The sequence below is a fragment of the Actinoplanes sp. KI2 genome (genome assembly GCF_025630775.1).
Taxonomy (GTDB): domain Bacteria; phylum Actinomycetota; class Actinomycetes; order Mycobacteriales; family Micromonosporaceae; genus Actinoplanes.
Genome location: NZ_JAOSZE010000053.1, coordinates 1 through 12,688, shown reverse-complemented (window position 1 = coordinate 12,688; position 12,688 = coordinate 1). Strand labels below are relative to the sequence as shown.

The 12,688-nt window shown below is 68.1% G+C and carries 14 protein-coding genes and 2 tRNA genes; 8 read left to right on the top strand and 8 right to left on the bottom strand.

Annotation, left to right across the window (positions count from 1 at the left end; genetic code table 11):
• Positions 1 to 135 precede the first annotated feature (135 nt).
• A complete protein-coding gene (locus ODJ79_RS39475) occupies positions 136 to 1,509 on the bottom strand; it encodes a cellulase family glycosylhydrolase (RefSeq protein WP_263028819.1) in 1,374 nt (457 codons plus the stop codon).
• A 264-nt stretch (positions 1,510 to 1,773) separates the two neighbouring features.
• On the opposite strand from ODJ79_RS39475, the gene ODJ79_RS39470 reads away from it, so the two are divergent.
• Positions 1,774 to 2,211, top strand: coding sequence for a hypothetical protein (locus tag ODJ79_RS39470; RefSeq protein WP_263028818.1), 438 nt, complete (start codon positions 1,774 to 1,776; stop codon positions 2,209 to 2,211).
• Here the strand turns inward: ODJ79_RS39470 and ODJ79_RS39465 are convergent.
• From ODJ79_RS39465 to ODJ79_RS39450, 4 genes are all read right to left on the bottom strand, one after another.
• Positions 2,195 to 2,767 carry a class I SAM-dependent methyltransferase gene (locus tag ODJ79_RS39465; RefSeq protein WP_263028865.1) on the bottom strand — a complete coding sequence of 191 codons (573 nt, stop codon included), beginning with the start codon at positions 2,765 to 2,767 and terminating at the stop codon, positions 2,195 to 2,197. The genes ODJ79_RS39470 and ODJ79_RS39465 overlap by 17 nt on opposite strands.
• A gap of 29 nt (positions 2,768 to 2,796) precedes the next feature.
• Positions 2,797 to 3,150, bottom strand: a complete 354-nt coding sequence (locus ODJ79_RS39460) for a hypothetical protein (protein WP_263028817.1) — start codon at positions 3,148 to 3,150, stop codon at positions 2,797 to 2,799.
• A gap of 5 nt (positions 3,151 to 3,155) precedes the next feature.
• Positions 3,156 to 3,755, bottom strand: coding sequence for a hypothetical protein (locus ODJ79_RS39455; RefSeq protein WP_263028816.1), 600 nt, complete (start codon positions 3,753 to 3,755; stop codon positions 3,156 to 3,158).
• Positions 3,756 to 3,995: 240 nt separating this feature from the next.
• Entirely contained in the window at positions 3,996 to 4,286 is a 291-nt protein-coding gene (locus ODJ79_RS39450; RefSeq protein WP_263028815.1) for a hypothetical protein, read from the bottom strand.
• 184 nt (positions 4,287 to 4,470) lie between these two features.
• On the opposite strand from ODJ79_RS39450, the gene ODJ79_RS39445 reads away from it, so the two are divergent.
• Positions 4,471 to 4,543 (top strand) — tRNA-Asn (locus tag ODJ79_RS39445).
• 155 nt (positions 4,544 to 4,698) lie between these two features.
• On the opposite strand, the gene ODJ79_RS39440 is transcribed toward ODJ79_RS39445, so the two are convergent.
• Positions 4,699 to 5,844, bottom strand: a complete 1,146-nt coding sequence (locus tag ODJ79_RS39440; protein WP_263028814.1) for a pyridoxal phosphate-dependent aminotransferase — start codon at positions 5,842 to 5,844, stop codon at positions 4,699 to 4,701.
• Between the two features lie 65 nt (positions 5,845 to 5,909).
• Here ODJ79_RS39440 and ODJ79_RS39435 point away from each other — a divergent pair, with 65 nt between their 5' ends.
• The 3 genes from ODJ79_RS39435 (at position 5,910) to ODJ79_RS39425 (ending at position 8,802) form a co-directional block, all read left to right on the top strand.
• On the top strand, positions 5,910 to 7,322 hold the full coding sequence (locus tag ODJ79_RS39435; RefSeq protein WP_263028813.1) for a PLP-dependent aminotransferase family protein: 1,413 nt from the start codon (positions 5,910 to 5,912) through the stop codon (positions 7,320 to 7,322).
• A gap of 93 nt (positions 7,323 to 7,415) precedes the next feature.
• Positions 7,416 to 8,678: an NAD(P)/FAD-dependent oxidoreductase gene (locus ODJ79_RS39430; RefSeq protein WP_263028812.1), complete on the top strand. Its 1,263-nt coding sequence runs from the start codon at positions 7,416 to 7,418 to the stop codon at positions 8,676 to 8,678.
• A 47-nt stretch (positions 8,679 to 8,725) separates the two neighbouring features.
• Positions 8,726 to 8,802, top strand: a tRNA-Ile gene (locus ODJ79_RS39425).
• A 208-nt stretch (positions 8,803 to 9,010) separates the two neighbouring features.
• On the opposite strand, the gene ODJ79_RS39420 is transcribed toward ODJ79_RS39425, so the two are convergent.
• The gene (locus tag ODJ79_RS39420) at positions 9,011 to 9,697 is read right to left on the bottom strand and encodes a hypothetical protein (protein WP_263028811.1); all 687 of its coding nucleotides are present in this window, start codon (positions 9,695 to 9,697) and stop codon (positions 9,011 to 9,013) included.
• Between the two features lie 242 nt (positions 9,698 to 9,939).
• Between ODJ79_RS39420 and ODJ79_RS39415 the strand changes: the two genes are divergently transcribed.
• Positions 9,940 to 10,314: a hypothetical protein gene (locus ODJ79_RS39415; protein ID WP_263028810.1), complete on the top strand. Its 375-nt coding sequence runs from the start codon at positions 9,940 to 9,942 to the stop codon at positions 10,312 to 10,314.
• A gap of 128 nt (positions 10,315 to 10,442) precedes the next feature.
• On the opposite strand, the gene ODJ79_RS39410 is transcribed toward ODJ79_RS39415, so the two are convergent.
• Entirely contained in the window at positions 10,443 to 10,658 is a 216-nt protein-coding gene (locus tag ODJ79_RS39410; RefSeq protein WP_263028809.1) for a hypothetical protein, read from the bottom strand.
• Between ODJ79_RS39410 and ODJ79_RS47320 the strand changes: the two genes are divergently transcribed.
• The gene (locus ODJ79_RS47320; protein ID WP_411267416.1) at positions 10,584 to 11,018 is read left to right on the top strand and encodes an Imm8 family immunity protein; all 435 of its coding nucleotides are present in this window, start codon (positions 10,584 to 10,586) and stop codon (positions 11,016 to 11,018) included. The two genes, ODJ79_RS39410 and ODJ79_RS47320, sit on opposite strands and share 75 nt — an antisense overlap.
• Positions 11,019 to 11,126: 108 nt before the next feature.
• Complete coding sequence (locus ODJ79_RS39405; RefSeq protein ID WP_263028808.1) at positions 11,127 to 12,128, top strand: hypothetical protein; 1,002 nt, start codon at positions 11,127 to 11,129, stop codon at positions 12,126 to 12,128.
• The last annotated feature ends 560 nt before the right edge of the window (positions 12,129 to 12,688 follow it).

The following is a 12,688-nucleotide window of genomic DNA, read 5'->3' as shown; positions in this document are numbered from 1 at the left end:
TGGACCTTTCTCTCGCGTTGTCCTTCGGTGCGATGCGGTCGCCGCCGAGGTGGTTCGGATGCTGACGGTAACAACCCGATAACAGCAAAGCCGCGCCCCCGATCTGGCTCGGGGGCGCGGCGGCGTCGCGCTGGTTCAGCTCGCGGCGCAGGACGGCGTGGGGACGGAGTTGGTGCCGTTCCACGAGCCGAGGAAGCCGAAGCTCGTGGTGCCGGCGGCCGCCAGCTTGCCGTTGTAGCTGACGTTCTTGGCGGTCACGGCCGAGCCGCTGCTGGTCACCGTGGCGTTCCAGGCCTGGGTGACGGTCTGGCCGTTGGCGTACGTCCAGGTCACCGTCCAGCCGTTGATCGCCGTGCCGCCGGCGGTCACCTTGACCTCGGCCTGGAAGCCGCCCGGCCAGCTGCCGACGATCGAGTACGCCGCCGTGCAGCCGCCGCTCGGCGGGGTCGTCGTCGGGCTCGTGGTCGGCGGTGTGGTCGGGGTGGTGGTGGGCGGCGTCGTCGGGGTGGTGGTCGGCGGGGTGGTCGTCGACGTGCCGTAGATGGTGGCCTGCTTCGAGGTGGCCTTGATCCCGTTGGTGCCGTTGACGATCCGCTGGCCCCAGGTGGTGAGCGAGTTGGGGTCGAAGTTGTTCGTCATGTCCAGGATCGGGTCGTTGTTGCCGGCCCAGGACCAGCCGATGTAGCCGAGGCCGCGCTTGACCGCCTCGGACATCAGGGTCTGGTCGTCCACCTGGCTGGAGTCGTACTGCCAGCCGAACTCGCCGATGACCAGCGGCCAGCCCTTCGACTTGAAGGTGTCCAGGTACGAGGTGATCGACGAGGCGGTGTTGAACACCGCGTACATGTGGATGGACAGCACCGTGTTGTGCTGGGTGTCGGCGTCGAGCACGGTCTGCGCGTTGTCCCGCATCGTGTACTGCCAGTCCTGGCCCCAGTTCGGCGCGTCGACCATCAGCAGGTGCTGGAAACCATTGCTGCGCATCTTCTGTACGGCGGCCACGGTCGCCGCCGTCCATTGGCTCGGGTTGGTGTTGCCGATCGGCTCGTTGCCGATGTTGATGACGATGTAGTCCTCCTGGCCGACCAGCACGCTCTTCAGACCGATCCAGTAGTTGACCGCCTGGTCCAGGGTGTACGCCGCGCTGTCCTCGCCGTACCCGGTGGTGTCGTGGTCCTCGAGCACGCAGATCAGCTTGTTCTGCTTGCAGAGCGCGATCACGTTGGCCACGTCGGCGGCGCTGTTGGCGGTCCACCGGCCGCCGCTGAGCACGACCCGGACGGTGTTGGCGCCGGTCGCCTTGATGTTGGCGAACGAGCTGGTCTGGTTCGTGAACCAGGTGTGCTCGTGGTTGATGCCGCGCATGATGAAGGTCGAGCCGTTGGACTCGACGATGGTGGTGCCGCTGATGTGCAGACCGGTGGCCGCGTAGGCCGGGCCGGTGAAGGTGAGCACCGACGCGACGAGCGCGACGACGACGGTGCCGATCAGGGTGAGCTGTCTTTTCATGACCTGCCTCGGGGAAGGGGGAAACGTCACCCCAGCCCGCCGCCTGCCGGCAACGCGCTCGCCCTCGGGATGTCTCTCGACATGCGAAAACCTACCGATCGCATCGTCCGGCGTCAATCGGGAGCGCTCCCATTGACAACCGCGGACCGGCCTGGACGTCCGGGCCGGGTAAGTCTCAGTCGGCGGACGGGCCGGACATAGGTTGCCGACAGGTGACTCCCGCACCCTTTTTGAGAAGCACATGCATCTCGGAGAGGAAGCGCGATGAGCACCGATCAGGTCGCACCCCAGCAGTCCCCCTATGGGCAGCACTCGTCGTTGCCGGAGCCGGTCACGGCCACGATCGACGGCGAGTGGGCCCCGCCGGCCGTTGGCGCTCCGCCGCCGGCCGAGGGCTGGGCCGGTGCTCCCACCATCGCCTCGGGAACCTGGACCGGGAAGAAGGTGATCGCGGCGGTGGCGCTGACCGCGGCGCTGGCCGGCGGGGCCGGGTTCGGCATCGGGTTGGCGGTGCAGAGCGGGAGCAGCACGACCCAGCAGGGCGGCCCGGGCAACGGCCAGTTCCCCGGTGGAGGCAACGGCCAGTTCCCCGGCGGCGGCCCCGGCGGTGTCGGCAACCAGCAGAACGGCAACGGCACCACCCAGCAGGGCGGCACGACGCAGCAGGGCGCCGTGCAGAACGGCGCTACGTCGACGACGTAGGGGTCAGCAGCGCCACGAGGAAGTCCGACTCGGGGGTGAACGGGCGGAGATCCCAGGTGCTCAGCAGCAGGTCGGGGCGCAGGCCGGCGGCCGCGGCGTCGGCGAGGAAGGCGTCGAAGTCGTACCCACGATCGGCACCGAAGCCGACCGCGAGCCGCCCGCCCGGGCGCAGGTGGGCACCCAGCCGGCGGAGGATCTCCACCCGCGTGCCGGGCGCCACGAAGGTCATCACGTTGCCCGCGCTGACCATCGCGTCGAACTTGCCCGGCACGTCGAGGTCGGCCAGGTCGCCGACGATCCACTCGCCCTTCGGGTGCTCCTCGCGGGCGACCGCGATCAGCTCCGGATCGAGATCGACCCCGACCACGTCATGCCCGGCATCGACGAGGAAGCCACCCACCCGCCCCGTGCCGCACCCGGCGTCGAGGATCCGCGACCCGCGCCCCACCATGGCGTCGATCATCCGAGCCTCGCCGCCGAGGTCCATGCCCCCGGCCGCCAGATCCCGAAAGCGCTGAATGTACCGCCGCGAGTGCTCCGGGTTCTCGGCCACCATCCGCCGCCAAAGATTCTCCTCGGCCACGCCTACTCCACCTCGTCGATCACATCGCGAACCATCTGGGCGAGCTCACCGAGAAACCGCGCCGCACCCTCATCCGACGGGTCGTCGAGCACCCAGTTCGCCTCCCAGCCGACCAGGCGGGCCAGCGTGCCCGGCGGATGCTCCTCGGCCACGACGGCTTCGAGGGCGGCCAGGTCGCCGTGGTGCTGCATGGTGTTGAAGCTCGCCGTCCGCCGCAGATCCGCCCGGATCTCGTCGAGGTTGTCGGCGTCCAGGACGTAGCTGCCGAGAAACTCGCGGACCCGGTCCAGCGGGGGCAACGCGTTGCGCGCCTCGACCCGCGCCCGCATCGACTCCGGGAGCCGGGACATGTCCATACGCCTCACATTATCCCCAGCGGAAACGAGGTCAGGATGAAGGGCTCGGGCGGATCGGAGCCCTCGAGGAGACGGATCCGGATCTTGACGAAACTCGTCTCCGCGTAGTGAGAGTTCCGCGGCCCGGCCCCGTACATGCCGTCGTTGTAGTAGCCCTGACCGACCCGGTGTCCGGCGTTGAAACTGGCGTCGTGGCGACCGTTCAACGCGAGATCGTCACGAATCTCGGTCCAGTGGTTCCGGACGTAGTCGTTCACCGTCCGGTTCATGGTCGACGGATCGGTCCAGCGGAACGACCAGTTCTCGGGGTTTCCCCACGGATCGTCGCCGTAGATCCGGCCCTCGATCGTCCGCCGGGCGGGATCTCTGGGCAGCGGCACGCCGGGGCCGTGCCGCTCGTCCGTGTGTGCGCCGTGCGCCCCATAGGCGGCGTCGTTGGCCACGATGTTGAATTCCGGCGGCTCATCGCCGAGCAGGTCCCGGCGGCGCATGATCTGGGCCAACTGCGGGTCGTCGGGATGCGCGGCCGGCGCGGCCGATCGGCCCGCGGCGGGGCCGGTGCCACCGTTCGCGGTGGGTCGCCCCGCCCGCGCAACGTCCGCCACTGCCTCCTGCGCTCGGGCCACGCTCCGGGCCGGATGCGGGCTCCCCGATCCGCCGTCGTGCCGGTGGCCGGGCGGAGTTCCGTCGTCTCCACCTCCGCCACCGTGTGCCCGAGGCCTACCGGTCATCCGGCCCACTCGCCGGGAGGATTGCTCACAGCCTCGGCAGCCTAACAACGTCGGCCCATGTCTTGAGCGCGAAACGGCCGCCCCGTGGTGGGGCGGCCGTCTGTCGAAGCCGGCTCAGGGTGTGCCGGAGGACTTGCTGTTCGAGCCGGCCAATGAGTCAGCCGGGGTGGAGTTCGTGGCGGCCTGCAGCTTTTCGCCCAGCTTGGAGGACTGGAGCTTGTCCTTGCCCTCCGAGTAGAGCTTGGTGGCCTGCGCCTGGGCGACACCGGCCGCTTCCTGGACCGACGGGCTCTCCCAAAGCTTCTTGGCGCTGTCCCGGATCTCCTCGTACTTCTCCCGGCCGGCACGGCTGCCCAGGACGAAGCCCGCCGCAAGGCCGGTGAGGAACATCAGCTTTCCGCGCATGGTGGCGGCTCCTTCCGCTATTGACGCGTGTGCGTCTCTTCGGTGCCCTTACCCATCCTGCCCGTTTGGTACTCATACACCAGGTGTTTCACCCCGCTGCGGCACGCCGGGTATCCCCTTCGCGCCGAGGGCCCGCGGTCATGTACTCTGTTCCCCGGCACCGCGCGAGGCGGGTGCTGCACGATCCCCGATAGCTCAATTGGCAGAGCAGCCGGCTGTTAACCGGCAGGTTATAGGTTCGAGTCCTATTCGGGGAGCTTTTACCAGCTCAGAGGCGACATTTCGTTGCCGCCGGGCAACCCAATCCCAGTTTCTCCGGTCGATTTCTCCTGCCAGCGTACAGGCAGATGGCGGACAGAGCCCGGGTCGGTCACGCGGAGCACATCGAGCCACAACGCAACGATCGGGCTTCTCATCGCGGGTTGTGCCGGTCTTCGCGGTCGATCCCGCCACCGGAACCGCCGCTCGGCCTCGTCAATGCTTCCGCCACGTGTCCCAGCGCCGTGCCGAAGTCCGCGGCATTCAGGTGACCGAATCCCACGCGTACGATGTGATCCTCTTCGCCGAACCACGCGCCCGGCGCGACCCTGGTCTCCCGCGCCGCCAATCGGCGGTGGAACGCCGCGACGTCGGTGTCGGCCGGCAGGCGCAGGCAGCACATCGGCCCGCCGTCCGGCGTCACGATCTCGACCTGCTGCTTCTCCGCCCAGCGGGTCAGCTCGGCCAGCAGGCGTTCAAGGAGTTCGGCGCGCGGCGCGAGAATATCGGCGGCGCGGCTCAGCACCCGCGCGGCCAGGAACTCGTCGACCCGCGAGCAGGAGATCGTGGTCTGGAACTTCGCCTCCCGCAGGCGTCCGAGCAGCGCCGGGTCGGTCGTGGTCAGCCAGCCGAGGCGCAGGCCGGGCGCGCCGTGTGCCTTCGAGACCGAGGAGCAGGTGACCACGCCGGGTGCGAGCGTCGCGGCCGAGGGCAGCACCGGCGTCCTGCCGTACCTGGAATCGCGGTAGGTTTCGTCCACCAGGACAACGGCGTTCGGGGCCCGATCGTGCACCGCCTCGACCAGCGCGCCCAGCTCGGCGTCGGTGAAGCGCACCCCGGACGGGTTCTGCGGCGACGCGAGCGACACGAGGCGGGTGTCCGGGCCGAGCGCGGCGGTCACCCGCTCGATCGGCAGCCGGTAGCCCTCGTCGAACGACAACTTCACCACGTCCAGGCGCGCGCCGAGCGCTGCCGGGACGCTGAGCGCGGGCGGGAACGTCGGCGCGAGCAGCAGCACCCGGCCGCCGGGTTCGCAGACGGCCTGGGCCAGCAGGAACATCGCCTCGATCGCGCCGACCGTGACCAGCACCTGGCCGGCATCGACGCCGGTGCTCGTGGCGATCAGCTCGCGCAGATGCAGGTCGCCGGCCACCGTGCCGTAGCCGAGCGGGATCGCCGCCAGCTCCTCCGGAGCTACAAGATCATTCAGCCGTACGGGTGGACAGGTGCTCTCGGCCAGGTCGTAACGGACGGTCGTGTCGATCAGCGTGGTCATGGCGCTCGGCTCGAAGACAGTCATGAGCCTCATCGTCGGCGCACGTTTCGCCCACGGGCAGAGCCAATACCCGGTAGATTGGTTTGCCGATGGAGCCAATCGGGATCGTGGAGCGCCTCGGCCGCTGGTCGTCCGGCCGCGGTGCGCTGTATCTGCTGCTCGCGGAGCGGATCCGGGCGCTGATCGACGACGGCGAACTGCAGGCCGGGGCCGAGCTGCCGCCGGATCGCGCGCTCGCGTCGGCGCTCGCGGTCGGGCGCAGCACCGTGGTCGCCGCGTACGAGCTGCTCGCCGCCGAGGGCCGGATCGTGCGCCGGCAGGGCAGCGGCACCCGGGTGGCCGGCCCGGCGAGCGCCGCGGTCCGGCCGACGACCGAGGCGCCCGGCTTCCTGCACCTGCTCGAACCCCGGGACGGCGTGATCATGCTGGCCTGCGCGGCGCCGGACTCGCCACCGCCGGAGCTGGCCCTGGCGTACGCGCAAATCGTGCCGGACCTGGCCCGCCTGGCCGGAGACATCGGTTATCACCCGATGGGTGATCGGGGTTTGCGGCAGGCGATCGCGGACCGGTACGCACGCCGCGGCCTGCCGACCACGCCCGACCAGGTCCTGGTCACGACCGGCGGCCAGCAGGCGCTGACGCTGCTCGCGCGGGCGCTGATCCGGCCCGGCGACCGGGTGCTGGTGCAGGCACCGACGTACTTCGGCGCGCTCGAGGCGTTTCGCGAGGAGGCGGCGGTGCTCCGCACGCTGCCGGTGGAGCTGGCCCGGTTCACTTCCGCCATCGCGGAGCATCGGCCGGTTCTCGTGTACGTGATCAGCACCTTCCACAATCCGACGGGCGCCGTGCTGCCGCCGGCCGATCGGAGCCGGCTGGCGACCGCGGGCGTTCCGATCGTCGACGACGAGGCGCTGGCCGAGCTCGGCTTCCCCGGCCGGACGGCGCCACCACCGCTGGCCGTCGAGAACCCCTCGGTGATCACCATCGGCTCGCTGAGCAAGGTGGTCTGGGGCGGGCTGCGGGTCGGGTGGGTGCGGGCGCCGTCCGCGGTGATCGACCGGCTGGCGCGGTTGCGGACGGTGTCCGATCTCGGCGGCAACGTGCCGGCCCAGCTGGCGGCGACCGCGCTGTTCGCCTCCCTTGACCAGGTCCTGGCGCGTTCCGCCGCGGTGCGCCAGGACCGGCACGACCATCTGAGGTCGGAGCTCGGGCGGCTGCTGCCCACGTGGGAGGCGCCGGCCGTCGCGGGCGGCCAGACGCTGTGGGTGCGGTTGCCCCGCGGCGATGGGCAGTCGTTCGCGCAGCAGGCGTTGCGACATGGGGTGGCGGTGCTGCCCGGGTCGGGCCTGGACGCCGGGGGCGGGAGCGCGGATCGCCTGCGGCTGCATTTCCTGGCGTCGCATGCGGAGTTGAGCGAGGCGGTGCGGCGGCTGGCGGCGGCCTGGCGGGAGTATCGGCCCGAGCCCGGGCGTCCGGTATTTCCGCCGGCCATGGCCGTCTGAAGAGGCTCACGGCGTGCTTCAGGTTTCCCCTTCCTCGACCGGCGAGCGCCGTTACGCTGGGCCTTGCCTGTTTCATCCCCTTGTGAGGTGCCCGTGTCGCAGCCCGTGGAGGTGGATGTCGTCATCGTCGGCGGCGGACTCGCCGGTCTCGCCGCCGCGCGCCGCCTGGATCGCGCCGGAGTCGAATGGTTGCTCGTCGAGGCCGCCGACCGGCTCGGCGGACGCGTGACCACCGATGTCGTCGACGGCTGGCGGCTCGACCGGGGCTTCCAGGTGCTCAACACGGCATACCCGCGGATCCCGGCATTGGTCGACATCGGCGCGCTGGACATGCGGTACTTCACCTCCGGCGTGCTCGTGCGGCGCGGCGGCGACCTGCACCGGCTGGAGAACCCGCTGCACGGCCCGCTCGCGATCGCCGGGGCGTTGACTTCCGGCGTGGGTACGCTCAGCGACCGGCTCAAGCTCGCCGCGCTCGCCACCCGATGCGCGACCATGGCGCCGGCCCGGCTGCTGCAGGAGCGCGAGACCACCACCCAGCAGATGCTCCGCAAGGCCGGCCTGTCGCACCGGATGATCGAAGAGGTGCTACGGCCGTTCCTCTCCGGCGTCTTCGCCGATCGCTCGCTGGACACGTCGAGCCACGTCTTCGCGATGCTGCTGCGGTCCTTCACCCGCGGCCGCGTCGGCGTGCCCGCCGCCGGGATGGCCGCCCTCCCCGCCGCTGTCGCGGGCCCGCTCCCCTACCCGCAGTTGCTGATTGGGGCCCGAGCGATGTCGATCGGCCCGGGCATGGTCGTCACCGAGGGCGGCGAGATCCGCTGCCGGGCCGTCGTCGTGGCCACCGATCCGTCCACCGCGGCCGCCCTGCTGCCGCAGTTGCCGGAACCCGACATGCTCGGCCTGACGACGTTCTACTTCGGCGCCGACCGGGCCCCGCTCGACGAGCCGACCCTGCTGCTCGACGGCGACCGCCGCGAGATCGTCGCCAACACGGTCGTGGTGAGCAACGCGGCCCCCGAGTACGCCCCCGGCGGCATGTCGCTGATCGCCGCCTCCGTGGCCGGCGTGTCGGCCCCCTCCGGCGCCTCCGAGGCGGTAATACGAGTGGAATTGTCCCGGATGTACGGCCAACCGACGGACTCCTGGGAACTCCTGGAGGTCGCCAGCATCCCCAACGCGCTGCCCTCGGCCCGCGTCCCCCAGGCCAACCTGCGCAAACCGGTCGACCTCGGCGACGGCCTCTTCGTGGCCGGCGACCACCGCGACAGTCCGTCTATCCAGGGCGCCCTCGCCGGCGGCTGGCGCACCGCGGGGGCGGTGCTCGCCTGGCTGGGGGCGAAGGTGGCGGCGTAGATCGGTGGCTTGTGAGTTGAGTGGCGGGTTAGGATCGCCGCCGGTAAGGGGCGGTAGCTCAGTGGGTTAGAGCAGTCGACTCATAATCGATCGGTCACGGGTTCGAGTCCCGTCCGCCCCACCAACAGCGCGTGAGCTGGGCAAACGTGAAACCGGATGTGGCGGTACCCGAACCGGAGCGGCAAGGGGGCCCATGACGTGCGGAAACGCACGCGCCGAGGTCAGGGGTGGCGGCTGGGCCGTGGGGCGAACATTCCGGAAATGGCTGGACTTTCCGGCGCGTGGCGACTCACCATAGCCGCGTAGAACCCGGGCAACCGCCCGGACTCAGGTTAGGAACTCGTGGGCTTGGCCAGTATCTTCTCGGCCATCGTGGCGCGGCGGCTGTTCTTCGCGATCCGCACCCCTTGCGTCGCGGCGCGGAGCATGGCGCGTTCGTGCTCTGAGAATCGTTCCCACAGCCGCTCGGCCAACCGCAAGGCCTCATACTGCTCAGTCCGTGTAGCCGGCCTTGCGATCCCCTCGGCGAGCGAGGCCGCATCCGCCAGCGATGGGTCGCCGCCCATGAGGCCAAGCACCATCACGCGCATGACCGGCGTGCCGTTCGCGAAAAGCGCTCGAATCTCGGCGGCGTCGAACTTCTCTCGCTCGGCAATCGTGGCGGCCCGGCGGACCAACACATCTTGGACGTAGGTGCGTGCATTCGTGTAATCCGGATCCGGCAGCACGTCCCGAAGCACACCGTAGGCCTCGGTCAGCTGCGCGAGTTCGCTCCGGTCGATGATGACCGCCGCCTTTGGCGCGCCCTGCTCGGCGATGTCGCGGGAAAGCCCGAGCTCCAAGCCAGCGCTGCCCACCGCGACCCGCTCCAGGCGGTCGATCATGAACGGCGCGACGAGCAGCAGTACACCGGCTACGACGAGCACACCGCCCGCAGTACCACTGCTGCTGCTAAGGGCTTTCCATACGCCTGCGCCCAACGTCAGCAGACCGGGCACGCCGAGAATCCATCGTCGCATTCGGAGGATCATATTGGACTGGATCCTTGAGTCAGGAAGGCGACGAGACGTGCGCTCCGCGAAAAGTACGGGCAGCTCAACATGGGATGTACGGCGCAACATGAGCGGACCGCCTAACGGCGCCGCGCCCGCTCCACTCCCCAACCGCGTCACCCCATCGACCGAATCGCGGCAAATGAGATGCCGCCCGGAGCAAGGTCGCCCGCCTTGTCCTGCATGCTCGGGAGGCGGAGAATTCAGTGGTGACAGGTCCCGTTGAAGCAGCGGTCCGCGCCCGCTTGGAGCCGGAAGCCCAGTTACCCACGCCGACAGAGCGTGCGACCTTCCAGATCGGTGCCATGACCTCAGATGCACTGATCCTTCTGTTCGGCCCAAAGAAGACAAGGACTGCCATCAGCTGGGCATGCCTTGAAGGGATCCCGGACTACCTTCGAGGCCGGCAATGGGTGCGCGTCGGCGCCAACCGTGACGTCCAGGGTGATCAAGATGCGCTTGATGGCTATGTCAAACAGTTCATCAAGCGGCAGACGGCTGACTACGTTGCTGTGGTTCTGGAGCGAGCAGGCATCGTTGAGCTCGATCGAGCGCGTCCAGCTCGCGTAAAGCTACGTTCCTAACGATCAAGAGATACTTTTGTGCGAGGTGTCCCATCGCGTCGACGTATCGCCCTGCCTGCGGCAAATCAGGATGCCGGTGGCCTAAGCTGAGGACGCGTTCTTGTCGGCAGTCGAAAGACGTGTGGGGCCTATTCGCTCCAGTGTTCGCCGAACAGCGCCCAGAGGCGCGGGTAACGCAGGGCCACCATTTCGGTGTCCAGCCTGGCCCAGTCCACGTCATTGGGGTTGGGATCTGACCGTAGGGTTACGGCGCGCTCCTCGGTGACGACATCGCGGATGTCCCCGTCGATGTCCGCCCGCTGGTCGCCGACCTCGCAGGCCACGTATTCCAGGGATTCCCACATGGGGCAGTCGTCGTTCTGCCAGGGTCGTGGGAGAGATGCGAGCCGCTGTACGGCCGGCGCCGTGGCGAGGAGCCCTTCGACGTCACCGTGTGCTCGCCGGAATGGCTCGCCAAGACCTGTCGCGAGGTCGGCGGTATATGCAACGCACGACACCATCTCGTCGTCAGCCTCGACGACTTCGACATGCGAGTGCTCCGAGCCTGGCTCGCGGCGAGGGTACAGGAAGTTGAAGCCGACACCTGGCCGGCGAGCGTCTGGGCCGGCTGGGCTCTTGGGAGTTCGAGGACTACCGCCCTTGACATCTGCACATCGGCCGACCACGGGCACCCGCAGAAACCAGAGGAAGGCCACGCAATGTGACCACGACATCGCACTTACGAGCGCGATCGGCGGTCTGAGAGTGTGATGCCAGGAGCTACCAAGGAAGATTTACTACCGCGCGCCGCCGATCCGTGGCAGTTTGACGTCATGACCGGCATCAGTCATCAACCGCACTTGGTGCAAGCTGCACGCGAATTACTTATTCACATCGCGCGCTCACCACACAGAGCTCTTGTGGCGTATGGTGACCTCGCGGCAGAGATAGACCAACACCCAAGATCGATCGCCCCTATTCTCAACAGTGTGGCACGCGAGTGTGCAAACCGGGACGAGCCCAATCTCACTGCTCTAGTCGTCCTGAGGAGGACAGGACTGCCCGGGACGATTAGCCTTTCTCAGGCGGACGATGGTCGCCTTGACTTGGCCACATGGTTGGCAGAGGTCGAAGCCGTCCAGTCGTTCGATTGGGATAGCGGGCAGGGCGCGGAGCCACCATGGGACGGGCCGGACTATTGGCAAGATTTTCCCTGCCCCTCGACGAACTGTCCGATTAAGAATACGGGTCTCAGGCGAGGTGGACGACTGCCATCCACAGAGGATCCGCCGCTCGCATACATGATCCTGGGCGGTCGCCTCGACGCTTCCGTCGACACGAAGCCCACTTGGAACAAGTTCCTTAACCTGGTACGCAAGTCCAATCGCGATCGAGGTGAGGCATATAAGATCATCGTCACTGATCCGTACCTGCTGAGCGAGGCCGGGCAGGATGGACGACGCAGGCCCACCTGGGATTACTTCCTTCGATACCTTGCCGAGGTGAAAGCCCGCGACGACTTCCAATTGATAATGTGGAACAGAGAATTCAACAAGCATCGAGTCACTAACCGCGGGTTGGCGTGGGAGCGACATATTCGGCGGGCTTATCCCGCTGCCAGGCTAGCCTGGGTCGATGATTCCACTGGCCCCATATTCCACGACCGCCTTTATCTCGTGGCTGGCCGGTCGACTGCTAATCTTCGCGGAGTTTTCGGGCCGTCGCTCAACGGGTTAGGCGCAGACTCAATCTTCTTGGCCGGCGAACTTGAGAGCGATGCATTGGCAGTTCTACGCAAGCTTCTTGACCGCACAAGGCTACGTCATTTCACTTGAAGGACACCGCGATTGATTGGAGGTTCCTAACCGCGGGTGACTGGACATGGAACTCAAGCAGGCTCCGATGAACTGGCATCGGCAGATGAGTGAATTGATCATGGACTCTATCGGTCAATTCGCTACGCAACGTAATCGTCGTGGTCAAGGCGTCGGCCTCTGCGCCAACGCGAAGCCCCGGCGGCGAGTCGTCGTGGGCTGGGCTCCGGCGGGGCGGCGGCGCGTTCCAGCTGGCAGGTGCTGTCGTTGTTCTGGGCATGTCGGGAGCGAAGCGTCGCACACCGGGCAGCGGCGGTCAGCGCCATAGCCGTCATGATCGACCAGTAGTGGTCGGGGGGCCGGGGCCGCCATGCCGATATTGTTTGCCGATCGGATCCGTCAGACGACACTGCGACGGCTGGACCGTCGGTGAGCTGCTCAGGGTAGGCGTTCGGCGTACAGCCGTCAACGTTACGATCGGGCCCTGAACAGCGTGAATGCGGTTCGGGTTGTGCCACGTCCGGTCCACGGTACTGGCCTGGGGGCGACCCCAGGCCCCACGGTCCGGTGGTCGCTCCTAA